General features: G+C 69.5%; 22 protein-coding genes. 19 read left to right on the forward strand and 3 right to left on the reverse strand.

Annotation, left to right across the window (positions count from 1 at the left end):
* A partial coding sequence (locus H521_RS23760) for an IPT/TIG domain-containing protein (RefSeq protein WP_022893965.1) occupies window positions 1-1133 on the forward strand: 1133 nt, incomplete at its 5' end.
* A gap of 94 nt (window positions 1134-1227) precedes the next feature.
* On the opposite strand, the gene H521_RS0115660 is transcribed toward H521_RS23760, so the two are convergent.
* Window positions 1228-1599, reverse strand: a complete 372-nt coding sequence (locus tag H521_RS0115660) for a TraR/DksA family transcriptional regulator (RefSeq protein WP_022893966.1) — start codon at window positions 1597-1599, stop codon at window positions 1228-1230.
* Window positions 1600-1677: 78 nt separating this feature from the next.
* Between H521_RS0115660 and H521_RS0115665 the strand changes: the two genes are divergently transcribed.
* Genes H521_RS0115665 through H521_RS0115675 form a run of 3 tightly spaced genes read left to right on the forward strand, consistent with a single transcriptional unit; the run spans window position 1678 to window position 5205 of the window.
* Window positions 1678-4206: a DNA polymerase III subunit gamma and tau gene (locus H521_RS0115665; protein ID WP_022893967.1), complete on the forward strand. Its 2529-nt coding sequence runs from the start codon at window positions 1678-1680 to the stop codon at window positions 4204-4206.
* Window positions 4207-4209: 3 nt separating this feature from the next.
* Complete coding sequence (gene recR / locus H521_RS0115670; RefSeq protein ID WP_022893968.1) at window positions 4210-4806, forward strand: recombination mediator RecR; 597 nt, start codon at window positions 4210-4212, stop codon at window positions 4804-4806.
* A gap of 39 nt (window positions 4807-4845) precedes the next feature.
* Entirely contained in the window at window positions 4846-5205 is a 360-nt protein-coding gene (locus H521_RS0115675; protein WP_022893969.1) for a nuclear transport factor 2 family protein, read from the forward strand.
* A gap of 27 nt (window positions 5206-5232) precedes the next feature.
* Here the strand turns inward: H521_RS0115675 and H521_RS0115680 are convergent, their stop codons facing one another.
* Complete coding sequence (locus tag H521_RS0115680) at window positions 5233-5724, reverse strand: hypothetical protein (protein WP_022893970.1); 492 nt, start codon at window positions 5722-5724, stop codon at window positions 5233-5235.
* Window positions 5725-5836: 112 nt separating this feature from the next.
* Here H521_RS0115680 and H521_RS0115685 point away from each other — a divergent pair, with 112 nt between their 5' ends.
* The 10 genes from H521_RS0115685 (at window position 5837) to H521_RS0115730 (ending at window position 17495) form a co-directional block, all read left to right on the forward strand.
* The gene (locus H521_RS0115685) at window positions 5837-7111 is read left to right on the forward strand and encodes an aspartate kinase (protein WP_022893971.1); all 1275 of its coding nucleotides are present in this window, start codon (window positions 5837-5839) and stop codon (window positions 7109-7111) included.
* 166 nt (window positions 7112-7277) lie between these two features.
* Window positions 7278-8339 carry an aspartate-semialdehyde dehydrogenase gene (locus H521_RS0115690; RefSeq protein WP_026482356.1) on the forward strand — a complete coding sequence of 354 codons (1062 nt, stop codon included), beginning with the start codon at window positions 7278-7280 and terminating at the stop codon, window positions 8337-8339.
* 41 nt (window positions 8340-8380) lie between these two features.
* Window positions 8381-9067 (forward strand): SGNH/GDSL hydrolase family protein, encoded by a 687-nt coding sequence (locus tag H521_RS0115695; RefSeq protein ID WP_245561004.1) that lies wholly within the window; start codon window positions 8381-8383, stop codon window positions 9065-9067.
* A gap of 185 nt (window positions 9068-9252) precedes the next feature.
* Window positions 9253-10551 (forward strand): ABC transporter substrate-binding protein, encoded by a 1299-nt coding sequence (locus H521_RS0115700; protein WP_022893974.1) that lies wholly within the window; start codon window positions 9253-9255, stop codon window positions 10549-10551.
* On the forward strand, window positions 10548-11564 hold the full coding sequence (locus tag H521_RS0115705) for a carbohydrate ABC transporter permease (RefSeq protein WP_022893975.1): 1017 nt from the start codon (window positions 10548-10550) through the stop codon (window positions 11562-11564). Before H521_RS0115700 ends, H521_RS0115705 begins: the two co-directional genes overlap by 4 nt.
* Window positions 11561-12508, forward strand: coding sequence for a carbohydrate ABC transporter permease (locus H521_RS0115710; protein ID WP_022893976.1), 948 nt, complete (start codon window positions 11561-11563; stop codon window positions 12506-12508). The genes H521_RS0115705 and H521_RS0115710 overlap by 4 nt, the downstream gene beginning before the upstream one ends.
* Window positions 12505-14274 carry an amylo-alpha-1,6-glucosidase gene (locus tag H521_RS0115715; protein ID WP_022893977.1) on the forward strand — a complete coding sequence of 590 codons (1770 nt, stop codon included), beginning with the start codon at window positions 12505-12507 and terminating at the stop codon, window positions 14272-14274. Before H521_RS0115710 ends, H521_RS0115715 begins: the two co-directional genes overlap by 4 nt.
* 82 nt (window positions 14275-14356) lie before the next feature.
* Entirely contained in the window at window positions 14357-15673 is a 1317-nt protein-coding gene (locus H521_RS0115720; protein WP_022893978.1) for an ABC transporter substrate-binding protein, read from the forward strand.
* Window positions 15673-16593, forward strand: coding sequence for a carbohydrate ABC transporter permease (locus H521_RS0115725; RefSeq protein ID WP_022893979.1), 921 nt, complete (start codon window positions 15673-15675; stop codon window positions 16591-16593). Before H521_RS0115720 ends, H521_RS0115725 begins: the two co-directional genes overlap by 1 nt.
* Window positions 16590-17495: a carbohydrate ABC transporter permease gene (locus H521_RS0115730; protein WP_022893980.1), complete on the forward strand. Its 906-nt coding sequence runs from the start codon at window positions 16590-16592 to the stop codon at window positions 17493-17495. Before H521_RS0115725 ends, H521_RS0115730 begins: the two co-directional genes overlap by 4 nt.
* An 11-nt stretch (window positions 17496-17506) precedes the next feature.
* Here H521_RS0115730 and H521_RS0115735 read toward each other — a convergent pair whose 3' ends face one another.
* A complete protein-coding gene (locus H521_RS0115735) occupies window positions 17507-18163 on the reverse strand; it encodes a GntR family transcriptional regulator (RefSeq protein ID WP_022893981.1) in 657 nt (218 codons plus the stop codon).
* A 141-nt stretch (window positions 18164-18304) separates the two neighbouring features.
* Between H521_RS0115735 and H521_RS23765 the strand changes: the two genes are divergently transcribed.
* Genes H521_RS23765 through H521_RS0115760 form a run of 5 tightly spaced genes read left to right on the forward strand, consistent with a single transcriptional unit; the run spans window position 18305 to window position 25342 of the window.
* Window positions 18305-20425, forward strand: coding sequence for a beta-galactosidase (locus H521_RS23765; protein ID WP_022893982.1), 2121 nt, complete (start codon window positions 18305-18307; stop codon window positions 20423-20425).
* Between the two features lie 7 nt (window positions 20426-20432).
* Window positions 20433-21878 carry an aminomethyl-transferring glycine dehydrogenase subunit GcvPA gene (gcvPA, locus tag H521_RS23770; RefSeq protein ID WP_022893983.1) on the forward strand — a complete coding sequence of 482 codons (1446 nt, stop codon included), beginning with the start codon at window positions 20433-20435 and terminating at the stop codon, window positions 21876-21878.
* Window positions 21875-23449 (forward strand): aminomethyl-transferring glycine dehydrogenase subunit GcvPB, encoded by a 1575-nt coding sequence (gene gcvPB / locus H521_RS0115750; protein WP_022893984.1) that lies wholly within the window; start codon window positions 21875-21877, stop codon window positions 23447-23449. The genes gcvPA and gcvPB overlap by 4 nt, the downstream gene beginning before the upstream one ends.
* Before the next feature lie 2 nt (window positions 23450-23451).
* Window positions 23452-24594: an ATP-NAD kinase family protein gene (locus H521_RS23775; RefSeq protein ID WP_022893985.1), complete on the forward strand. Its 1143-nt coding sequence runs from the start codon at window positions 23452-23454 to the stop codon at window positions 24592-24594.
* Window positions 24584-25342: an SDR family NAD(P)-dependent oxidoreductase gene (locus H521_RS0115760; protein WP_022893986.1), complete on the forward strand. Its 759-nt coding sequence runs from the start codon at window positions 24584-24586 to the stop codon at window positions 25340-25342. Before H521_RS23775 ends, H521_RS0115760 begins: the two co-directional genes overlap by 11 nt.
* Window positions 25343-25353 lie beyond the last annotated feature (11 nt).

Below are 25353 nucleotides of genomic sequence, written 5' to 3' on the forward strand. Positions count from 1 at the left end.
CGGCTCCGGCGCTGACGTCGCTGGCTCCCGATGAGGGTCCGGTCGCGGGCGGCACGTTGGTCACCATCACCGGCACCGACCTGTCGGATGCCTCGGCCGTCACGATCGACGGTGCATCCGTGCCGTTCACGCAAGTGAGCAGCACCGAGATCACGTTCGTCACTCCGCCGCACGCAGCAGGCGCGGTCGACGTGGTGGTGACGACACCGGGCGGCCCGAGCAATGCCTTGCCGTTCACCTACCTGGAGGTGCCAGCGCTGACGTCGCTCGCGCCCGATGAGGGACCGACTGCAGGTGGCACGTTGGTGACGATCACCGGCACCGATCTCGCCGGTGCGACCGAGGTGACGATCGACGGGGCATCCGTGCCGTTCACGCAAGTGAGCGCTACGGAGGTCACTTTCGTGACTCCGCCGCACGCAGCAGGCGCGGTCGATGTCGTCGTGACGACGCCGGGCGGTGAGAGCAACGCGTTGCCCTTCACCTACGTGCCGGTTCCGGCTCCGACGAGTCTCAACCCCGACAACGGTCCCGAGACGGGTGGCACCACGGTGACCATCATCGGTACCGACCTCGGCGGGGCGACGAGCGTCACGGTCGACGGGGTGGAGGTGCCGTTCACCCAGGTGAGCGACACCGAGATCACGTTCGTGACGCCGCCGCACGCACCCGGTGAGGTGGACATCGTGGTCACCACCCCCGGTGGCCCGTCAGCACCGCTCGTGTTCACCTACACGCCGGTCACCACGATCGACGGGGTCACCCCGCCGAGCGGGCCGACGACGGGTGGCACGCAGGTGACCATCTCGGGCCACTGCTTCACGGGTGCGACCGGAGTGCTGTTCGGCTCGAAGCCTGCCACGTCGTTCCGGGTCGTGAACGACACGACGATCGTGGCGGTCTCGCCGGCCGGCACCGGCAAGGTCGACGTCACGGTGATCGGAAGCGCGAGCTGCGGCACGGCGATCCTGCCGGGCGGATTCACCTACATCGCGGCGGGCGCTTCGGCCGGGGGCGGCATCGCCGCGACCGGCATCGAGGCGATCGCGCCGATCGCACTCGGCGGAATCGCGATCGTGCTCGGCATGGTGGCGCTGTTCATCGCACGACGCCGGCGGCTCTCGCAGCACTGATCGGTGAACGGATGACCCGGGCGAGCGATCGCCCGGGTCATCCGTCTGCGCGGCTCGCGATTCGTCGGGGGAGTGCCCGGTCGTGTCGCGACCGTCAGCGGGCGAGCCGAGCGCAGTCGATGCAGAGCTCGGCGGTGGGTCGCGCGTCGAGCCGGGCTACGGTGATGCGCTTGCCGCAGTTGCGGCAGATGCCGTAGGTACCGTCGACGATGCGGGCGAGCGCGTGATCGACGTCGGCGAGCTCCGCGCGGGCATCGGCGAGCACGGCGCTGCGCTGCGACCACTCCTGCGTCATCGTCGGGCCCTCGGGGTCGTGCTCGTCGTCGGCCGACGCACCCGATCTGGCGGCGCGTACCTCGCTCATGACGTCGTCGAACTCGGCGAACCGGCCCTCCGCGTCCGCGCGCTCCTTCAGGAGCTTCGCCTGGAACCGCTCGAGTTGCGCTGGGGTCATCGTCGAGGTCATCACCCCTCCTTCCGATCCCCGAATGCTACGCCTTCGGCATCCGGCCGTGGTGTCGGACGCGGCAACTACGATTGAGTCGTGGTCACCGCCCTCTATCGCCGCTACCGGCCCGAGACATTCGCCGAGATGATCGGCCAGTCCCAGGTGACGGAGCCGCTCATGACGGCGCTCCGCACCGATCGTGTCAATCACGCCTATCTCTTCAGCGGCCCTCGCGGCTGCGGCAAGACGACCTCGGCGCGCATTCTGGCGCGCTGCCTCAACTGCGCAGAAGGGCCGACGGATGTCCCGTGCGGGGTCTGCCCCAGCTGCGTCGAGCTCTCGCGGGGCGGCGGTGGTTCGCTCGATGTCGTCGAGATCGACGCCGCGAGCCACAACGGCGTCGACGATGCCCGCGACCTGCGCGAACGCGCGGTGTTCGCGCCGGCCCGCGACCGATTCAAGATCTTCATCCTCGACGAGGCCCACATGGTCACGCCGCAGGGCTTCAACGCACTGCTGAAGCTCGTCGAAGAGCCGCCCGAGCACATCAAGTTCATCTTCGCGACGACCGAGCCCGACAAGGTGCTCGGCACCATCCGCTCGCGCACCCACCACTACCCGTTCCGGCTCGTGCCACCCGGGCCGATGCTCGAATACGTGCAGCAGCTCTGCACCGAAGAGGGCGTCGAGGTCGCGCCCGGCGTGCTGCCGCTCGTGGTGCGTGCCGGTGGTGGCTCGCCGCGAGACACACTGTCGCTGCTCGACCAGCTCATCGCCGGCTCAGAGGGGCCCACGATCGACTACGAGCGCGCCGTGGCGCTGCTCGGCTACACCCACGGCGCCCTGCTCGACGAGGTCGTCGACGCGATCGGAGCCGGCGATGCCGCCGGTGCGTTCGCAGCGGCCGACCGGGTCGTGCAGACCGGGCAAGACCCGCGGCGCTTCGTCGAAGACCTGCTCGAGCGCCTGCGCGACCTCATCGTGGTCGCCGCATCTTCGCCCGAAGCCGCTGCGGCGGTGCTGCGGGGCATGCCCGAAGACGAGTTGGTCCGCATGGCGGCGCAATCGGCTGCCTTCGGGCAGGCAGAGCTCTCGCGGGTCGCCGACCTGGTCAACCAGACCCTCACCGAGATGACCGGGGCCACGTCGCCGCGGCTCCACCTCGAGCTCATGCTGGCACGCGTGCTCGTGCCGGCCGCCGACGCGACCGAGCGCGGTGCGCTCGCCCGGGTCGAGCGACTCGAGCGTCGGGTCGGCGTCGCCGGCTCGTCTGCAGCTGAGGCGCAGGCACCCGTTGCATCGCAACCGCCCGCGCGAAGCTCGCGTGCGGCCGAGTCCGGCGCGACCACGGGCAACGCAGCGCCCGAGGGGGTCGCCGTGCGGCCGAGCTCCGGTTCGCCCGCCATTCCTGCACGTGCAGAATCAGCGGCAGCGGCCGAGCCGTCTCCCGTCGAACCGCCCGTCGCCGTTCCGGCCGCGGGTGCGTCGCCCACCGCGGCGGCGGTGCCTGTTGCGGGCTCGGACGCCCAGCCATCGACCGCAGCCTCCGAGGCGGTGAAACCCGTCGGTCCGGTCACCCTCCAGCAGATTCGCGATGCCTGGCCCGAGGTGCTCGCCTCGCTCCAGCGCACGAAGCGCAGCGCGTGGATGGTGGCCTTCACGGCGCAGGTGCGCGACTTCCGCGACGGTGACGTGCTCGTGCTGACCTTCCAGAGCGAGCACGACGTCGCGGGCTTCCGCGGCGGTGCGCCCGGTCAGAGCGTCAGCGAGTTGCTGCGCGGCGCCATCGTCGACGTGCTCGGCATCCGCGTGAAGTTCATCGCCAAGGTCGACGGCTCCGGGGGAGCGCCGGCGGCACCGCCGGTGCCGCCGCCCGCGGCACCGACCGTCGCCCCGTCGGCCCCGGCCGGTCCGTCGGCTCCGGCAGCCCCGTCGGGCCCGGAAGCGGCACAGACGTCTCAGCAGGCACCGGCATCCGCGCCATCCTCGGCATCTCCGGTTGCCGCGTCCGGCCGACCCGCTGGGCCGAGCAGCGCAGCGCGTGCGGCCGCCACAGGGTCGGGCGGAGCGACATCCGTGCCGCAGGCGTCGCCAGTGCCCTCCGGCCCGGTCGACTCCTGGGCGACGGTGGCGATCCCGCGCGATCCGGTGGCCGACGACAGCGAGACCGTCTCGACGGCGTCGCGCACGGTCACGGCCGTGGCCGAGCGCCCGGCCGTCACGGCGTCCGATGGTGCGCCGACGGTCATGACCGGCGCCGCTCAGGCTCCGGGGCGCGACGACGACGGTGACGTGCCCGACGATGCAGACGCGCCGCCCGAAGACGAAGAGCCCCCGTTCGATCCCGGCCCCGTGCCCGACGGCTTCGAGACGCCGGCGGCCGTTCAGGCTCCCGCGGCCTCGGTTCAGGTCGCTCCGGTCCAGGCCGCTGCCGCTGCCGCTGCGGCTGCGGCCGCGGCCCCCGCTCCGCGTCGCGCCCCCCGGTCGTCGCCGACCATGGGCCCGGCGTCGGGCAATGGCGGCATCCAGCGTTACGGCGAGGCCGTCGTGCGCGAGGTGCTCGGCGCCACGTTCCTCGAAGAGGTCGAGGCGCCGGCGCGCCCCGGCTTCGGGGAGCGTGGGTAGACCATGTACGAAGGCATCGTTCAAGAGCTGATCGACGAGCTCGGCCGCCTGCCCGGCATCGGGCCGAAGTCGGCGCAGCGCATCGCGTTCCACATCGTGCAGACCGAGCACTTCGACGTCACCAGGCTCGCCGAGATCCTCATGCAGATCCATGAGAAGGTGCGGTTCTGCGAGATCTGCGGCAACGTCTCCGAAGAGGCGACGTGCGGCATCTGTCGCGACCCGCGACGCGACCCCGCCCTCATCTGCGTCGTCGAAGAGGCCAAAGACGTCGTCGCCATCGAGCGCACCCGCGAGTTCCGCGGGCTCTACCACGTGCTCGGCGGGGCGATCAGCCCGATCGACGGCATCGGCCCCGATGAGCTCCGCATCCGCCAGTTGATGCAGCGCCTCGCCGACGCCACCGTCACCGAGGTGATCATCGCGACCGACCCGAACCTCGAGGGGGAGGCCACCGCGACCTACCTCAGCCGGCTCCTGACCACCCTCGAGATCCGCGTCACGCGCCTCGCCTCGGGTCTGCCCGTCGGCGGCGACCTCGAATACGCCGACGAGGTCACCCTCGGTCGTGCGTTCGAGGGCCGCCGCGTCGTCAGCTGACCCTTGACGCTCCCGGCACGCGCAGCTAGAACGGGAGACATGGCGAGCAACGCAGAGAACTGGGTCGCGGGCTACGTCGCGGCATGGGAATCGAACGATCCCGAGCAGATCGGGGCGCTCTTCACCGACGATGCCCGGTACCTCCCGAACCCCGATGACGAGCCGCGCGTCGGCCGTGATGCCATCGTGGAGGGCTGGCTCGAAGACCTCGACGAGCCCGGCACCTGGTCGTTCGAGTGGCACATCGTGCACGAAGACGGCGACTTCGTCGTGGTGCAGGGCCGCACCGAGTATCCCGCGAGCAAGGACTACCTGAACCTCTGGATCCTCCGTCTCGCCGATGATGGCCGGGCGACCGAGTTCACCGAGTGGTACATGGCGAGGCCGCACGAGAGCTGAGGCGCGAGGCCAGCCGTTGCGGCTGCGTCAGCGCAGCACCTCGACGAGCACGATCCACGCGTGCAGGATCGCTGAGGCGACGGCCAGGATGCACGCGGCGGCGAGCAACCCGAGCCCCGCTTCCGGGGCGCCGGCCAGCACGGCGACCGCGCCGGCGACGAAGAGTGCGACCGGCAGCCACCCGGCGGCGGCCTTCGCGATCGGCGACCCGTGCTCGCGGCCCTCTGCGACGATGAGGCGCATCGCTCGGTACTCGAACACCGTGGCGAGCACCGCCGCGAGCAGCGCCCCGAGTCCGTACACGATGACGGGCATGTCGGGCACGAGCCCGAGCGCAGTCACGATGATCGCCGCCATGAGTGCCGCGAGGGCGGCTGCCGCGCGACCGGGCAGCGACGGTGTCTTCAGGATCTCGCCGATGTTCACCGACATCGCGACGATCAGAAGGCCGGCGAGGGCGGCGGTCGCGCCGAGCATCGCGACGTTGAACTCCGACCATCCATCGAGGAGCGTTGCCATGCCCGCACTCTAGCGCCGTCACATAGCGAGCGGCGTATACGCGCCGCCGTATGATGGTGACTCCGGCGTTCCGAGGTGCAATCCGGCGCCATTCCTACCCCTTGGAGACCACGTGAGCTTGATCGTGCAGAAGTTCGGCGGGTCATCCGTCGCCGATGCCGAGAGCATCAAACGGGTCGCCAAGCGCATCGTCGAGACCCGCAAGGCGGGCAACGACGTCGTCGTGGCCGTCTCCGCCATGGGCGACACGACCGACGAACTGCTCGATCTCGCGAACGAGGTCACACCCCTTCCCGCGCCGCGCGAACTCGACATGCTGCTGTCGGCCGGCGAGCGCATCTCGATGGCCCTGCTCGCGATGGCGATCAAGAGCATGGGGCACGACGCACGCTCGTTCACGGGCAGCCAGGCCGGCATGATCACCGATGCCACGCACGGCGCGGCCCGCATCGTCGACGTGACTCCGGTGCGACTGCGCGAGGCGCTCGACGACGGCGCGGTCGTGATCGTCGCTGGCTTCCAGGGCTTCAATCGCGACACCCGCGACATCACGACCCTCGGCCGCGGCGGCAGCGACACCACGGCCGTCGCCCTCGCGGCGGCGCTCGACGCCGACGTCTGCGAGATCTACACCGACGTCGATGGCGTCTTCACCTCCGACCCGCGGGTCGTGAAGCAAGCGCGCAAGCTCGATCGCATCACCAGCGAAGAGATGCTCGAGCTCGCGGCATCCGGGGCCAAGGTCCTGCACATCCGCGCGGTCGAGTACGCACGCCGCCACGGCGTGACCCTGCATGTGCGCTCGTCGTTCAACAACAGCGAGGGGACCATCGTCTACGACCCCGCTCGCCTGCCCGAAGGAGAAGCTGTGGAAGAGTCCGTCATCGCCGGAGTCGCCGTCGATCTGACCGAGGCGAAGATCACGGTCGTCGGCGTGCCCGACAAGCCTGGCGTCGCCGCGAAGATCTTCAAGATCGTGGCCGGCACGAACGCCAACGTCGACATGATCGTGCAGAACGTGTCAGCGGCCTCGACCGGGCGCACCGATATCTCGTTCACGCTGCCCAAGTCCGACGGTGAGAAGGCGCTCACGGCACTCGCGAGCGCGCAAGAGGCGATCGGCTTCCTCTCGCTCCAGTACGACGACCAGATCGGCAAGCTCTCGCTCGTCGGCGCTGCGATGCGCTCGGCCGCGGGCGTCTCCGCCCGTCTCTTCGAGGCGCTGTACACCGCCGGCATCAACATCGAGATGATCTCGACGAGCGAGATCCGCATCTCGGTCGTCACGCGCGCCGACAGCGTTCACGCCGCCGCACGGGCCGTGCACACGGCCTTCGAGCTCGACGGCGATGAAGAAGCCATCGTGCACGGCGGCACCGGGCGCTGACGCCCGATCGAGCGGAAGCGGCATCCGCTCGGTCATCGAAATCCTCGCGGATGCCGGGGCAATCCTGCCAAGATTCCGCGAACCGCCGAGAGCTGCCGCTGCGGCTGGGACAATGGAAGATCGCTTCCCGCGGGCCGGATGGCCCCTGGGTGACAGAGGAGTGCACGTGAGCAACACCAGTGGAGTGAACATCGGCGTCGTCGGCGCGACCGGCCAGGTCGGCGCGGTCGTGCGCAAGCTGCTCGAAGAGCGCGATTTTCCGGTCGCCTCGATCCGCTACTTCGCCTCGGCGCGCTCGGCCGGCTCGACGCTGCCGTGGAAGGGCGACGACATCGTCATCGAAGACGCCTCGACCGCCGACCCGAGCGGCCTCGACATCGCGATCTTCTCCGCCGGCGCCACGCTCTCGAAGGCGCAGGCGCCGCGGTTCGCGGCCGCCGGCGTCACCGTCATCGACAACTCGAGCGGCTTCCGCATGGACCCCGACGTTCCGCTCGTGGTCAGCGAGGTCAACCCGCACGCGATCGACGAGGCCGTCAAGGGCATCATCGCGAACCCCAACTGCACCACGATGGCCGCGATGCCCGTGCTCAAGGTGCTGCACGACGAAGCCGGCCTCGAGCGACTCATCGTGAGCACCTACCAGGCCGTCTCTGGCGCCGGACTCGCGGGTGGCGAAGAGCTGCTCGAGCAGGCCCGTGCCGCCGTCGGGCAAGACACCATCGGGCTCGTGCACGACGGGGCATCCGTCACGTTCCCCGTTGCCGAGAAGTTCCCGCGCACGATCGCGTTCGACGTGATCCCGCTGGCCGGCACGATCGTCGACGACGGCGACTACGAGTCCGACGAAGAGAAGAAGCTCCGCAACGAGAGCCGCAAGATCCTCGAGCTGCCCGGCCTGCGGGTCGCCGGCACGTGCGTACGAGTGCCGGTGTTCACCGGCCACTCGCTCTCGATCAACGCCGAGTTCGCGAACCCGATCACGCCCGAGCGCGCCACCGAGCTGTTGTCGGATGCCCCGGGCGTCGAGCTCTCCGAGGTGCCGACACCGCTGCAGGCTGCCGGCAACGACCCGAGCTACGTCGGTCGCATCCGCCAAGACCAGTCGGCGCCCGACGGCAAGGGGCTCGTGCTCTTCGTCTCGAACGACAACCTGCGCAAGGGCGCTGCCCTGAACGCCGTGCAGATCGCCGAGCTCGTGGCCGCGAAGCTGCCCGCGCGCGTCTGACGACGGGCGGTCCCGCCATGGCGGCACGATCGGTTCGGGCGGTGACGTCACACGTCGCCGCCGCATTGATCGCGGTCGCGGCCTCCGTGGCACTCGTGGCGTGTTCGGCCACGGGTGGCGACGCCCGATCGCCCGCGTCACCCACTGCGGGAGCAACGGTGGTCGCCTTCTATGGCGACTCGTACACACGTGGCACGGGTGCGACGTCGCCCGAACGGCGCTGGTCGACGATCGTCGCGGCCGACCGGGGCTGGTTCGAGTTCAACCCGAGTGTCGACGGGCTCGGCTTCGTGAACAATCGAGGCGGTGGCCTCGCAGGCCCGGGCGTCGACCTCGTCGATCAGATCGTCGACCATGAGCCGGCGCCCGACATCGTCATCGTCACGATGGGGCTCAACGACAACTTCTCGATGCCGAGCCGTGCCGACGAGATCGAAGCGGCCATCACCGATGACCTGGAGCGACTCCGCGAGGAACTGCCTTCCGCACGCCTGATCGTCGTCGAGCCGTTCTGGTACTCCGACGACCGGCCCGAGTCGGTCGAGCAGATCATCGGATGGGTCGAGGACGCTGCAGCCGAGGTCGGTGCCGACCACATCGCCGGCGCCTCGCGGTGGCTCGAAGGGCATCCCGAATGGATGGCCGCCGACCTCATCCATCCGAACGACGAGGGATACGCCGAGATGGCGCGCCGCATGGATGCGGAGCTCTCCGAGCTCGGGCTCTGAGATCGAACGACGGATGTCCCGTGGCCGGTCGGCCACGGGACATCCCTTCGTCGTTCGCGCCGCTCAGGTCTCGATTCTGCGTCGGGGCTTGACGAAGCTGAGTTTTGTATACAGAATACTGACGAAGCGATTCCCCGAGCCCCACCCAGGCGCGGCCCCCTTGCAATGACGAAAGAGGTAGCGGAATGCCCCGCGCGAACTCGAAGATGAGGCGCCTGTTGGCGATCGGTGCAGCAAGCGCCGTCGCCATCGGCTTGGCAGCATGCAGCGGCGGGGGAGGTGCGAAAGACGAGAACACCGTCGTGTGGTCGACGTGGGGCACAGCCGAAGAGCTGACCCGCTACGAGGACTTCAACGCCGAGTTCATGAAGCGCCACCCCGACATCACGGTCAAGCTGCAGCCGGTCGCGAGCTACGAGGAGTACCACTCGAAGCTGCTCGCCCAGCTCACCAGCAACACCGCTCCCGACGTCTTCTACCTCGGCGACGACAAGATCGGCCAGTTCGTCGACTCGGGCCGCCTGATGCCGCTGAAGAAGCTCATGGAGTCGAAAGACAGCCAGACGAAGCCCGACGACTTCTTCCCGGGCCTCTTCGGTGCGGCCGAACAGGACGGCGAGTACTACGCCGCTCCGAACGACTCCAACCCCGACGTGCTCTGGTACGACAAGCAGGCGCTCGAGGCGGCCGGCATCACCGCCGACCCCGCAACGCTCGCCGAGAACGGCGAATGGACGACCGACGCCTACCTCGAGATGAACGACAAGCTGAAGGCCGCGGGCCTCACCGGCTCGATGTTCTGGAACTACTGGGCGACGCACTACAGCTGGATTTCGTCGCAGGGCGGCACCGCCTATGACGACTCGGGCGCCTTCGTCGCGAATACCGACCCGACGAGCATCGAGGCGATCGACACCCTCGGCAGCTACTTCCAGGACGGCACCTTCGTCGTGGCCGACACGCTGCCCGACGGAGCAGGCGCCGACAGCGTGTTCGTCACGCACAAGGCCGGCTTCTTCGTGCAGGGCCGCTACACGATCGGCACGGTCGAGAGTGCCGGCGAGCCCGACAGCTACGACATCGTGCGCTGGCCGACGCCCGACGGCCAAGAGGCGCCGACCGGCGTGGCGACGTCCTACCTCGCCATCAACGGCAAGACCGATGCGAAGGATGCCGCGTTCACGTTCTGGACCGAGTTCCTGAGCGCCGAGGGGCAGACGTTCCGGCTCGAGGGCGGCGGCAACGCGGTGCCGTCGATCACGGGCGCCGACGAGGTCGTGCTCGAGGGCGGCTACCCTGCCCACGCGCAGACCTTCCTCGACATGCGTGACATCGGCTTCGAGGACTACCCCACCGAGGCGCGCGTGCCCGGCCTCTCGACCGAGATCAGCGAGATCTTCCTGAAGCTCTACCAGGGCAAGTCCGACACGCAGTCCGCCCTCGACGAGGTCGCCGACCTCGTCGCCGAGAAGACGGCGGAGTGAGCGCTGAGATGACCGGCATCGCAGGCGGCGCGACCGGGCAACCGGTCGCGCCGCCGGTGCGGCCGCGCGACGTCGTGGCGACAGCGGCGACTGCGCCGGCCAGGCCGACCGGGCCGCGCAAGGAGGCGGGCTGGCGCCGCCGCGACCGGCGCTGGGGCTACCTCTTCGTCGCGCCGCAGCTGATCGGCATGACCGTCTTCGTCGTGCTGCCGTTCACGGCGAGTCTCGTGCTCGCGTTCGCGAGCTGGGACGGCCTCACCGACCTCACCTGGGTCGGGTTCGAGAACTTCACCGCGCAGCTCCAAGACGAACTGCTGCTGCGATCGATCGTCAACACCCTGCTCATCGCCGTGATCACCGTGCCGATCGGCCTCGGCCTCGCCGTGATCATCGCCGTCGCGCTCGAGAAGCTCAAGACCCGCACCCTCTACCTGGTGCTGTTCTTCGCGCCGGTGGTCACGTCGACGGTCGCCGTCGCGATGATCTGGCAGCAGATGTTCCGCACTGATGGAGTGCTGTCGACCACGATCTCGACGATCTTCGGCATCGAACCGCCCGACTGGCTGGGCGACCCGAGGCTCGCCCTGCTCGCCGTCTGCATCGTGACGATCTGGTCGTCGCTCGGCCTCAACGTGATCATCTTCCTCGCCGGACTGCAGAACATCTCGCCGTCGGTCATCGAGGCCGCGCGCATCGACGGCGCCGGCGCCTGGCGGCTCTTCCGCAGCATCCGCCTGCCCCTGCTCTCGCCGATCGTCTTCTTCTCGTCGGTCGTCGCGTTCATCTCGTCGCTCCAGACCTTCGACACGGTGTACGTGCTCGTGTCGAACGCCGGGCCCGACAACGCGACCCGCACGATCGTCTACCACATCTACGATCTCGGCTTCGGAAAGTTCGAGTTCGGCCCATCGAGCGCCGCGAGCGTGATCCTGCTCGTGCTCACGCTCGTGATCACGGCGATCCAGTTCGGCGCCCAGAAGAAGTTCGTGCACTACGAGGATGACGCAGCATGAGCCTCACGAATCCGCGCCTGACCGACGGCGTGCAGTTGCCCCCGACCGACTCCACGATCGCGATCGCCGCGCCCGGCTATGACTACCGGCCGACGGGTCAACGCGTCGGCAAGGGTCGGCGTCGAGCGAGCGCGACGGTGCTGCACATCGTGCTGGTCGTCGCCGGCGTCGCGATGGTCTTCCCGTTCATCTGGATGCTGCTCACCTCGTTCAAGTCGCTGCCGCAACTGCTGCAGGACCCGCTCGCCTTCTGGCCGCAGCCGTGGACCTTCGACAACTACGCCGAGGCCTGGAACGCCGTGCCGTTCGGCCAGGCCTACGTCAACAGCATCTACATCGCGGCACTCGTCGTGGTCGGCACGCTGATCACCGCGTCCATGGCCGGCTATGCGTTCGCGCGTATCCGGTTCCGCGGCAGCAAGACGCTGTTCGTGCTCTTCCTCGCGACGCAGATGATCCCAGCCCAAGTCACGCTCATCCCGTTCTACCTGCTCATGACGCAGCTCGGATGGGTCGACTCGCACCTGGCGCTCATCGTGCCCGGCATGATGGCGAACCCGTTCGCGGTGTTCCTCATGCGTCAGTTCGTGCTGTCGCTGCCGAAAGAGCTCGAGGAGGCCGCGCTCGTCGATGGAGCAGGGCGCTGGCGCATCTTCTGGAGCGTCGTGCTGCCGAACCTCAAGCCGGGGCTCGCGGCGCTCAGCATCATCGTCTCGCTGAGCGTGTGGAACGCGTTCCTCTTCCCGCTCGTGCTGCTGAACACGCCCGACCTGTTCACGGTGCCGCTGCTGCTCGCCTCGTTCCAGGGCCAGTTCGGCTCGATCAACTACGGGCTCGTGATGGCGGCGTCGGCGATCTCGACGATTCCGATGCTGATCGTCTTCGTGATCGGGCAGCGCCGGATCCTCAACAGCATGGCCGCGTCGGGGCTGGGAGGACGATGAGCGCCTCGGATGCCGCGGAGCTGGCCAGTCTCGCCGGTCGTCATCTCGATCTCGTGCAGGCGCCGTTCACGTTGCCGCGCTCGCGCGTGCTCGTGTTCCGGAGCGATCACGTCGAACTCGCCGAGTCGGCCGCCACCGAGCCGGTCGCGGACGCAATCGGCACCGCCCCCGCGACCGCGCTGCGGGTGCATACCTCGGAGTACGAGCGCCGGCTCGACCAGTGCCGGGTCATCGACGAACTCGTGATCAGGGATGGCGACGGCGAGTCGATGCCGGTCACGGCTGTGCTGCCGCACGCCATCGAGTTCGCCGGGGGAGCGGTGACCCTCACCTTCGCCGGCACCGCCGCGCTGACCGTCGGCCTCGCCGCCGTCGGTCGAGTAGCGACGAACGAGCGTATCGAGACCACCGTCGAGTGGACGACCCCGGATGGCGCGCGAACCCGCGTCGAACTGACGGCAGAGGCGCCCGCGGTGCGATTGAGCATCGGGCCGGAGCGACGCGTGCGCCACGAGGCATCCGTGCTGCACGATCGGGATGCCGCCGCAACGCGCTCGCTGTGGGCCGACTGGTTCGCGAAGTGCCCGATCGTGCGCGACGACCTGCAATCGATGACCGCGTTCTGCTGGTGGGTGCTCGGCGCGAACATCGTCGAGCTGCCGTCGCTTGGCGAGGCGCGCGGCGTGGTGCCGTCGAAGATCGGGTACGTCGGTGTGTGGCAATGGGACGCCTACTTCATCGCGGTGGGACTGCGTCATGGCGACCCCGAACTCGCCCGTGAGCAGCTCGAGATCGCGTTCCGATTCGCGAGCGCCGACGGGCAATTGCCCGATGTCGTGCACGAGCAGGGCGTGCTCGCCACGAGCGACGACCTGCCCCAGGCCGATCGCGATCGACTGCGCCGTGCCGGTTCGCAGATCGCCGACCCGAACGCTCCCGTGCCGCTCACGAAGCCGCCGCTCGCAGCCTGGGCGCTGGCCAAGGTGCTCGAGGTCGAGGATGCGCCCGAGTGGGCGCGCGAGCAGCTCACCACGATCCGCCGCTCGCAGGACTGGTGGTTCGTCGGCAGCGACCTCGACGCCGACGGCATGCCCGAGTACGGCCACCCGTATTCGTCGGGTCTCGACGACAGCCCCATCTTCGACGGGCCACTGCCGACCACGGCGCCCGACCTCGGCGCCTACCTCGTGCTGCAGGACCTCGAACTCGCCAGGCTCGCCGAGCGATACGGCACGGATGCCGCGGGGGATTCAGCCGCGCACCGCGCCCGCGCGGAACGCACGCTCGCTCTGCTGCTCGAGCTGTGGAGCGGGGCCTCCGGTCGGTTCGCGGCACGTGCCGCCGGCGCGGTGGTCGCCAGTGATGCGATCGTCGGGTTGATGCCGCTGCTCACCGGCCGGCTGCCGGCTGATGTCGTCGAGGCCCTCGTGGGAGCGCTCGGCGATCCCGAGCGATACGGTCTGCCATGGACGGTGCCGACCGTCTCTGCGTCCGACCCCGACTTCTCACCCGAGCGCATGTGGCGCGGCCCCGTGTGGGTCAACACCAACGTGCTCATCGTCGAGGGGCTGCGGGCATCGGGGCATCCCGAGCTCGCGCGAGCGCTCGCCGAGCGAACCGTTGCACTCGTCGTGCACGCAGGCGGCCCCCACGAGTACTTCAATCCGCTCACCGGTCGCAAGGCCCGCACCGCGACGACGGCGTTCGGCTGGTCGGCCGCGCTGTTCATCGACCTCGCGGTCGGTCTGACGCACTTGCCCGACTAGGGAGCGTCGCGATCGATCCGGCATGCGGGATCAGTGTTCACTGCTGTTGTATTCAATATTCAGATCAGACAAGGAAGTCAGAATGAGATCACGCACCCTTCTCCTCCCGGCCGCATCCCTGGCCGCTGCCGCCCTGCTCGCCGGCTGCGCCATGGGCGGCGGGTCGTCGGCCGCGCCGGTCGTGCTCGACCCTGACGCGAAGGTCTCGGATGAGATCACCGTCTGGTCGTGGGACGTCGCGGCCACCGCGCTCGAGCGCCTCGGTGCCGAGTTCGAGGCCGACCATCCCGGCACCACGGTCAACGTGGTCGACGTCGGCTACGACAATGCGTACGACAAGCTCTCGGTGGGTCTCCAGGCCGGCAGCGGACTGCCTGACGTGGTGACGATCGAGACCGACCGCGCGCCCGGCTACATCAACGAGTTCCCGGCGGGCTTCGTCGACCTCACGCCAGTGCTCGGCGACGCTGAAGCGGACTTCGATCCGTTCAAGTGGTCGGCGCAGTCGGATGCCGACGGTGCGCTGAAGGTGGCACCGTGGGATTCCGGCACGGTCGGCCTCTTCTTCCGCAGCGACTACTTCGTCGACGCCGGCATCGACCCCGCCGCGATCGAGACCTGGGACGACGTCGTCTCCGCCGGCGAGACGATCAAGCAGACGACGGGGCATACCCTGCTCTCGCTCGACGTGGCCACCGGTGCCGGCTTCCAGATGCTGCTCCAGCAGCAGGGGCAGGGCCTCTTCGATGACGAGGGCGATATCACGATCACCTCGCCGGAAGCCGTCGAGGCGCTCACCCTGTTGCAGACCATGAACGAGAAGGGGCTGCTCAAGAACGTCAAAGGCTGGGACGGCCGCGTCACTTCGGCGAAAGACGGCGACTCCGCCGTGACGCCGGAGGCGGTCTGGTGGATCGGCACCCTGCTCGGCGATGCGCCCGAGCTCTCGGGCACGTACGGCGTCACCGAGCTGCCGGCGTTCGAGATCGGCGGCGTGCGCACGTCGAACAGCGGCGGCTCCGGCCTCGCCGTGCCGGCGCAGGCAGAGAACCCGCAACTGGCCGCGGCCTTCGTCGAATACGCGCTCGCCGACGCCGATCGCCAGGCGTCGATGATGGAGCACGAGGGTCTCTTCCCCTCGTACCTGCCCGCGCTGCAGGGCGACTACTTCCACGAGCCGCAGGAGTACTTCGGCGGGCAACCGGTGTACGAGCTCTTCGCCGAGCAGACCGCGAACATCCCGCCGATCACCTTTACGACCGACAACGCCGAGGCGAGCGACATCGTCGCCAATGCGGTCGTCGCAGCGGTGCTGAACGGCGCAGATCCCGAGAGCGCGCTTCAGGATGCCGCGGAGCAGATCGCGACCGCGACCGGGCGCGAGATCGCGGGCGAGTAGTGGTCGCCAGCCCGCTCGCCGGGCGCCGCCCGGCGACGAAGGAGTCCGGGCGTCGCACCCTGGCCCGTCGACTCCAGCGCCCGGGCGTGTGGTTCGTGCTGCCCGCCGCGCTGCTGCTCGTGATCTTCTTCACCTACCCGCTCGTCACTTCGCTCTGGCAGAGCTTCTTCGCAACCTCGGGCGGCGTCACCAGCTGGGTCGGGCTCGAGCAGTACGCGCGCCTCTTCGCCGACCCTCTGATCGGCAAGAGCCTCGCGAACGCGGCACTCATCCTCATCGTGCAGGTGCCGCTGATGATCGCGCTTGCAGTGGGCCTCGCGTACCTGCTGAACCAGTCGTGGCTGCGGTTCCGCGGGGGCTTCCGGCTGTTCGCGTTCCTGCCGGCCGTCACGACGCTCGTCGCGTACGCCGTCGTGTTCCGGGTGATGCTCGCGACAGACGGGGGCGCCGTGAACCAGGTGTTCGCCGTGTTCGGCGTCGAGCCCGTCGATTGGCTGAACAACGAGTGGTGGGCTCGCGTCGCCCTCATCGCGGCGATCACCTGGCGCTGGACGGGCTACAACATGGTGATCATCCTCGCCGGGCTGCAGTCGATTCCCGCCGAGCTCTACGAGGCCGCTCGCATCGATGGCGCGGGGCGGTGGCAGATCTTCACGAGGATCGTCATTCCGCAACTGCGGCCGGTCCTCATCTTCACGACCGTCACGTCGACGATCGGTGCGCTGCAGCTGTTCGACGAGAACTACATCCTCACCGAGGGCGGGCCGAACGACGCGACGCTCACGCCCGTGCTCTATCTGTACAAGGTCGGGTTCCGGCAATTCGACTTCGGGTACGCCTCCGCGATCGCATGGCTCCTGGTCGTGCTGACCGCGGTCATCGCGATCATCCAGTTCCGGCTCATGAGGGAGAAGAAGTGAGCGTCACCTCGACCCTGACGTCCGTCAACCCACGCACGACCGATGCGCGCGACTCGAGGCCCGCCGGCGCCGGGCCGGCGCTGCGCCGCGGCATCCTGCGCGCACCCGTCTACCTGCTGCTGGCGGTGACGAGCGTGCTCGCCGTGGTGCCGTTCCTCTGGATGGTCGTCGCGTCGACGCATCCGACCTCCGAGCTGTTCGGCACGCCGCTCCCGGTGCTGCCCGGCGGCGAGCTCTGGGCCAACCTCGCCCGGCTGCAGGAATCGGTGAACTTCAGCCAGGTGATGCTGAACAGCCTCGGCATCGCGGTGATCTATACCGTGTTCTCGTCGATCGTCAGCATCATGTGCGGCTACGGCCTCGCGACGTACCGGTTCCGCGGCCGCGGCATCCTGCTCGGTGTCGTGCTCGTCACGATGATGATCCCGATGCAGGTGCTCCTGGTGCCGCTCTTCCAGATGATGGCGAGCGCCGGATGGATCGACAGCTACCAGGCCGTGATCCTGCCGTTCCTCGCGAACGCGTTCGGCATCTTCCTCATGCGGCAGGGGTTCCTCGATTTTCCGGTGAGCCTCATCGAGGCAGCGCGCATCGACGGGGCGAGCGAGTTCCGCACCTTCTATCGCATCGTGCTGCCGGTCGCCCGGCCGCAGATCGCCGCGCTCGTGATCTACACCTTCATCAGCCAGTGGAACGCCTTCATCTGGCCGCTGCTGATGCTCAACACCGAGGACCGGTACACCGTGCCGGTCGCCCTCAACACGATGATCGGCATGTCGCGCGTGGACTACTCGGGCCTCATGCTCGGCTCGCTGCTCGCAACGCTGCCCCTCATGCTGCTGTTCCTGGTCTTCCAGAAGCAGTTCGTCTCCGGCCTGCTCGGCGGCGCCGTGAAGGGGTAGGCCCAGTGGCGTCAGGCGCTGAAGTACGGGCTCGAGGCGTTGTCGAGGATGCGGCGCATGCCGTTCATCCAGTTGGCCTCGAGGGCGACAACGGCCCCGGGCACGTCGCCATCGGCGAGGTGCTTCGCGATCTCGGCGTGCTCGGCCGCCACTCGGCCGACCATCACGTCGTTGGGCACGAGCAGCGACTCGTAGCGATGGAATGCCCCGCGCACGCTCGCGATCACGTCGAGCAGGCGCTGGTTCGGGCACGCCGAGAGCATGATGCCGTGCCACTCGTCGTCTTTCGAGACCACGAGCGCGTGCTCGACGACCTCTTGCGAGAACTCGGCGGCGATCGTCGCGAGCCGGCCTCCGATCACGCGAAGCTCGTCGAGAGGGCTGAGCTTCAGCGCGAGACCCTCGAGCGCGGCCATGACGGGCGCGAGGTCTTCGAACTCGCGGGCGCTCAGTGGTACGAAGCGGAAGCCCTTGCCGTTCTCGCTCTCGATCTGGCCCTCGCTCTCGAGAGCGATGAGCGCCTCGCGCAGCGGTGTGCGGCTGACGCCGAGTTCTGCGGCGAGCTGTACCTCGTTGATGCCCTCGCCGGGTTGCACCGCGCCCGTGCGCATGCGCGCCAGCAGCTCTTCACGAACCTGCGACCGCAGGTTCTTGCGTTCGATCGCCATAACGTCGCCCTCCGGGCCGCTCCGGCCGTCGCGGCAAGCCTAGGGCTTGACCGCTTCCGGCATCCGGCATACTGTGTCTGTATACAGAATACATTCTGCAATTCAGACTGTACACCCCGAAGCTACTCAGAGAGGAGCGGCATGGCCGACGAGTCCCCACGGCGCATCCGTCTCGACGCACTCGCCTACGGCGGCGACTACAACCCCGACCAGTGGGCCGAGCACATCTGGCTCGACGACGCGCGCCTGATGCGCGAGGCCGGCGTGAACCTCGTGAGCCTTCCGGTCTTCTCGTGGCCGCAACTCGAACCCGAGCCCGGCGTCTACGACTGGGGCTGGCTCGACCGGGTCATCGAGGTGCTTTGGGGCGCCGGCATCCGCATCGACCTGGCCACCGCGACGGCGACGCCACCGTCGTGGCTCATCCGCAGCCACCCCGAGATGCTGCCGTGGAACGAAGACGGACAGCGACTGGAGTTCGGCTCGCGACAGGCCTACTGCCCGAGCTCGCCGGTGTGGCGGGAACACGTCGGGCGGATGACGCGCGCGATCGCCGAGCGCTACGGCGAGCACCCCGCGCTCGCCCTCTGGCACGTCTCGAACGAGTACGGCGATCATGTGTCGCGGTGCTGGTGCCCTGAGTCATCCGCCCACTTCCGCCGCTGGCTCGAGGCGCGCTACGGCGACCTCGACGGCCTCAACGAGGCGTGGGGCGTGAACGTGTGGGGGCAGCGCTACGTCGCGTGGGAGCACATCGAGGCACCGCGTCGTGCGACCGGCCCGGTGAATCCGACACAACTGCTCGACTTCGAGCGATTCTCCTCCGACGCGCTGCTCGAGCTCTTCCAGCTCGAGGTCGACGTGCTGCGCGAGGTCACGCCCGACATCGCCGTGACGACGAACTTCATGAGCCTGCTGCGCGACCTCGACTACTGGGACTTCGCCGCAGCCGAAGACCTCGTCACCGACGACGCCTACCCCGACCCGGCCGATGCGAACGCGCACGTGCCGGCAGCCCTCAACTACGGGCTCATGCGCTCGCTGAAGGGCGGCCGGCCGTGGTTGCTGCTCGAACAGGCCGCGAGCGCCGTCAGCTGGCGCGACGTCAACGTGCCAAAGGCACCCGGTCAGATGCGCGTCGACAGCCTGCAGGCGATCGCCCATGGCTCCGACGGCGCGATGTTCTTCCAGTGGCGCCAGGCCAAGTACGGCCAGGAGAAGTTCCACTCGGCGATGCTCGGACACCGCGGCGAGGCGTCGCGCAGCTTCCAGGAGACGAAGGCGTTCGGCGCCGAACTCGCGAGGCTCGCGCCGGTGCGCGGCACGCGGGTGCGGGCATCCGTCGCCCTCGTCGTCGACTGGGACTCGTGGTGGGGCTCCTCCGCGACCGAGTCGCTGCCCTCACAGCGCCTGGACTGGCTGACACAGGCCCGCGCGTGGAACGCCGCGTTCTTCGCGCTCGGCCAGCCGGTCGACACGGTGCGCGCCACCGGCCCCTTCGACGGCTACGACGTCGTCGTGGTGCCGAACCTCTACGTTTCGGATGCCGCGCAGGCGGGCGCGCTCGCCGACTTCGTCGCCCGAGGCGGCCAACTCGTCGTCGGGCCGTTCTCGGGCGTCGTCGATGCCACAGAGAAGGTGCACGACGGCGGCGCGCCCGGGCCGCTGCGCGAGCTGCTCGGCATCGAGGTCGACGAGCAGTGGCCCGTGCCGGACGGAGTGTCGGAGAGCGTCGAGTTCGTTCCCGCCGGCCTGGCGGGTCTCGGTACGCTCGCTGGCGCTCGCTACTCGACCGGCGTGTGGAGCGAGTGGCTCGAGGTGCACGAGGGCACCGAGGTGCTCGCCAGCTACGCGAGCGGCGAGCTCGCCGGGCGGGCCGCGATCACGCGGCGGCCCGCGGCATCCGCCGACTCCGCGGCATCCGCTGCCGGTGGCGCTTGGTACGTGAGCGCCGTGCTCGAACCCGCCGGTACCGTCGAGCTGTTCCGCGAGGTGCTCGCCGCGGCCGGCCTGCCGGCGCGCGACGCTCTCGACACCGATCTCGAGGCCGTGACCCGCTCGGACGAGACCACCGACTTCACCTTCGTGCTGAACCACGGGCGACGCGAGCTCGTCGTCGACGTTCCCACCGGCGCTGCCGAGCTGCTCACCGGCGAGACGACGACGGGCCGGCTCACCCTGCCGCGCTTCGGCGTCGCCGTGCTCGCCACCCCGCGTGCGGCGATCGCACCCTTCATCACCCTGTCCGACACCACCGACTGAGGCAACAATGACCGACCCCTTCGTACATCCGTACATTCCGAACACCGCGCCCGAGTCGAAGGCGGCGATGCTCGCGGCCGTCGGCGCGGCATCCGTCGACGAGTTCTACGCCGACGTGCCGGCCGAGCTGCGCCTCGACCGTGCGCTCGACCTGCCGGCGCCCTTCACGGCCGAGCAGGACCTCGTGCGCCACGTCGAGGGCCTGCTCGCGAAGAACGTCTCGACCCGGAATCGACTGAGCTTCCTCGGCGCCGGCACCTACCACCACTACGTGCCCGCCGTCGTCGACGAGGTGATCAACCGCAGCGAGTTCCTCACCGCCTACGCGGGCGAGCCCTATGAAGACCACGGCCGCTTCCAGGCCCTGTTCGAGTACCAGTCGCTCATGGCCGAGCTGCTCGCGATGGACGTCGTGAACGTGCCGACCTACGACGGCTACCAGGCCACGGCGACGGCCCTCTCGATGGCCGGGCGGATGTCGGGCCGCCGCCGGGTGCTCGTCGCGAGCGACGTCCTGCCCGCGAAACTCTCGAAGGTGCGCGACTTCGTGCGCGTGCACCTCGACCTCGAGTTCGTCGACACCGTCGACGGCGTGACGGATGTCGCGGGCCTCGCCGCGCGACTCGGTGACGACGTGGCCGCGGTCTGGGTCGAGACGCCGAGCCACACCGGCGCGGTCGAGGCGCGCCTGCGCGAGATCGCGGATGCCGCGCATGCCGCCGGTGCAGTGCTCGTGGTCGGCACCGACCCCATCGGCTACGGCGTGCTCACGCCGCCCGCCGAGCAGGGCGCCGACATCGTCTGCGGCGACATCCAATCGCTCGGGCTGCACCAGTGGTTCGGGGGCGCGCATGGCGGCTTCATCGCGGTGCACGACGACCCGAAGTTCATCATGGAGATGCCGTCGCGCCTCTTCGGCCTCGCGACGACCGACGTGCCGGGGGAGTACGGCTTCGGCGATGTCGCGTACGACCGGACGTCGTTCGCGCAGCGAGAGGACGGCAAGGAGTGGGTCGGCACGGCCGCCGCCCTCTGGGGCATCGCCGCCGGCGTCTACCTCGCCCTCATGGGGCCCGAGGGCATGCGCGAGCTCGGCGAGGTGCTGCTCGCGCGCACCCGGTACGCGCAGCAGGCACTCGTCGCCGTTCCGGGCATCGCGCTCGGCGACGACGCGCTGCACCTGCGCGAGTTCACGATCGACCTCGCCGGCACCGGCCTGACGGCGACCGCCGTCATCGCCGCGCTGCGCGCACAGGGCCTCGAGCCCGGCGTGCGCGTCGGCGAGCACACCCTGCTCGTCTGCGTCACCGAGATGACCTCGCAGCTCGACATCGACCGGCTCGCCCGCGCGCTGCGCGAGCTCGTCAGCGGCACGGGCGCCGAGGCATCCGACCCCACCGACTCCGGCGCGACGACCGTGTCCGCCCCGATCCTCGAGGAACAGAGCGCATGAGCCTCCCCGTCGCCCCCAAGCCCGCCCTCCGCCGCTTCCACCAGGCCAGCTGGGACGAACCGATCATCTTCGAGCTCTCGACCCCCGGCGAGCGCGGCGTGCTCGTCACGAGCATCGAGCCCGGCGTGCGCGAGGCCGTCGGCGACGTGGTCGCCGCGCTTCCGGCGGGGCTGCGTCGCGATACCCCGCCCGCGCTGCCCGAGATGGGCCAGATGCGCGTGCTGAAGCACTACCTGCGGCTCTCGCAGGAGAATCTCGGCGCCGACTTCAACGTCGACATCGGTCAGGGCACCTGCACCATGAAGTACGCGCCGAAGGTCAATGAACAGCTCATCCGCACCCCCGGGCTGACGGCGATGCACCCGCTGCAGAACCCCGATGACGCGCAGGGCGTGCTCGAGATCGTCTGGAACACCGAGCGCATGCTCGCCGAGATCTCGGGCATGGACGAGGTGTCGCTGCACACCCAGGGCGGCTCGGCGGCGATCTGGTCGAACGTCGCGATGATCCGCGCGTACCACGAGGCCAACGGCGAGGGGGAGCAGCGGCGCGAGGTCATCACGACGATCTTCAGCCACCCGTCGAACGCGGCTGCCGCGAAGGCGGCCGGGTACGACGTCGTGACGGTGCACCCCGATGCCGACGGCTATCCCCACCTCGAGGCGCTCAAGCGCGCCCTGTCACCCCGCACCGCGGCGATCATGGTCACGAACCCCGAGGACACCGGCATCTACAACCCGGCCATCAAGCAGTGGGTCGATGCCGCGCACGCGGTCGGGGCACTCGCCTCCTACGACCAGGCGAACGCGAACGGCATCCTCGGCATCACGCGGGCGCGCGACGCCGGCTTCGACGTCTGCCACTTCAACCTGCACAAGACGTTCGGCACGCCGCACGGGTCCGGAGGCCCGGGAGCCGGCGCCAATGGCGTGAGCGCTGCGCTCGCCCCGTTCCTGCCGGGTCCGAGGGTCGCCCGCGAGGGCGACCGGTTCGTCGTCCGCGAGGCGGGCGAGCGGTCGATCGGCGCCGTGGCACCGTTCTTCGGCGTCATTCCGAACATCGTGCGGGCCTACTCGTGGATGATGGCGCTCGGGGCTGAAGGGCTGCGCACGGTCGCCGAGATCGCGGTGCTCAACAACAACTACCTGCTGCAGCGCGTGCTCGAGATCCCCGGCGCCTCCGCACCGTACGCGACCGGCCGGCGCCGCATCGAGCAGGTGCGGTACTCGTGGCAGCAACTGTTCGAGCAGACCGGCGTCACGTCGGAGGAGATCGGCGTGCGGGCAGCCGACTTCGGCATGCACTACTGGACCAGCCATCACCCCTACGTCGTGCCGCAGCCGTTCACGCTCGAGCCCACCGAGTCGTATTCGATGGCGGAACTCGACGAATACGTCGCCGTGCTCGCCGAGGTCGCCCGCGAGGCGCGAGAGCAGCCCGAGATCGTGCGCACGGCCCCGCACAACCAGACGGTGCACCACACGCACCACGATGACCTCGACGAACCCGAGCGCTGGGCGATCACCTGGCGCGCGTACCAGCGCAAGTACTTCGCCGAGGCGGCCGCCTGACCATGCTCGCCCTGCTCGTCAATCCCGTCGCCGGCATCGGTGGACCGGCCGGCCTCGCGGGAAGCGACGGTGCTGCGGTGCAGCAGCGTGCGAACGAACGCGGTGCGTCGTCACGTGCGACCGAACGTGCGCTCGCCGCGCTCGCCGAGGTCGCCGCGGCGCATCCCGGTGCGCGAGTGCTGACGGTGGTGGGCACGATGGGAGCGGATGTCGCGCGCGCGGCCGGACTCGAGCCGGTCGTGATCGCCCGGCACGGCGAGCCGAGCGACGCCGCAGACACCACGGCGGCCGCCCGTGCGCTCGCCGACGGCGGGGCATCGCTGCTCCTCTTCGTCGGCGGCGACGGCACGGCGCGGGATGTCGCGGCGGGGCTCGGTGCCGGCGGGCGCACCGCCGTGCTGGGCGTGCCGGCCGGCGTGAAGATGTACTCGCCGGTGTTCGCGGTGAGTCCCCGCGCTGCGGGCGGGGTCGCCGCCGCGTGGCTCACCGACGGCGGGCTCCCGGTTCGCGAGCAGGAGGTGCTCGACATCGACGAGGAGGCCTTGCGACACGCTCGTGTCGAGCCGCGCCTCTTCGGCACGCTGCCGGTTCCGTTTCGGCCGGGGCGAACCCAGGCGCGAAAGGCGGCAACACCCGCCGACGAGCAGGCGGCCGTGCGTGCCGCGGCGCGAGGCGCGGCATCCGCTCTTCGCCCTGGAGTGCGCTATCTGCTCGGCCCCGGCGGCACGATGACCGAGCTCGCCCGCCTGCTCGGCGTGCCGAAGACGCCGCTCGGCGTCGACGTCGTGCTCGACGGGCGGCGAGTGCTCGCCGGAGCCTCGGAGCACGAGTTGCTCGACGAGATCGCCCGCGGGCCCGCGGCCGCCGTGATCACCGTCATCGGCGGGCAGGGCTTTCTGCTCGGCCGCGGAAACCAGCAGCTCTCGGCGCGCGTGCTGCGCGCCCTCGGTGCCGACGCGCTGATCGTCGTTGCACCCGAGCAGAAACTCATCGACCTCGGCGGGCGCCCCCTGCTCGTCGACACCGGCGACCCCGAGGTGGACGCCGGCCTCGCCGGCTTCATCCGGGTCATCACCGGAACATCCACCACGAGCATCTACCCTGTCGATGCACCGGAACACGAAGGAGAAGGCCATGCGCCTTGAGCACAAGCAGGCGATCGTCACCGGCGGAGCCGGCGGCATCGGCCGCGCCACCTCGATCGCCCTCGCCGCAGAAGGCGCCGCGGTCGCGGTCGTCGACATCGACGCCGAGGCGGCAGAGGCGGTCGCCGCCGAGATCCGCGAGGCCGGTGGTACGGCCATCGCCATCGCAGCGGATGTCTCGAGCGAGCCCGACATCGAACGCATCATCGCCGGCACCGTGGCCGAGTTCGGGGGCGTGAACATCGTCTTCAACAACGCCGGCATCATTCGCCGCACGACGGCGGTCGAGACCACGGTCGAGGAATGGGACCGGGTGTTCGGCGTGAACGTGCGCTCGATCTTCCTCATGTGCAAGCACGTCGTGCCGATCATGGCGGCATCGGGCGGCGGGTCGATCGTCAACACCGGCTCGGGCTGGGGCCTCAAGGGCGGCGGCCAGGCGATCTCGTACTGCGCCTCGAAGGGCGCTGTCGTGAACATGACGCGGGCTCTCGCGATCGACCACGGCCCGCAGGGAATCCGGGTGAACTCGGTGAACCCGGGCGACGTGAACACGGGGATGCTCCGCGACGAGGCGCGCCAGCTCTCGCAAGACGCCGACGCATTCCTCGCCGAGGCCGCCGACCGCCCGTTGCAGCGCATGGGCGAGCCGCGCGAGATCGCGGCGGCGGTCGTGTGGCTCGCGAGCGACGAGTCGAGCTACGTCACGGGCTCTGCGCTCGTCGTCGACGGCGGCGGCATCGCCTGAGCCGAATGGAG

The sequence above is a fragment of the Agromyces subbeticus DSM 16689 genome (assembly GCF_000421565.1).
Taxonomy (GTDB): domain Bacteria; phylum Actinomycetota; class Actinomycetes; order Actinomycetales; family Microbacteriaceae; genus Agromyces; species Agromyces subbeticus.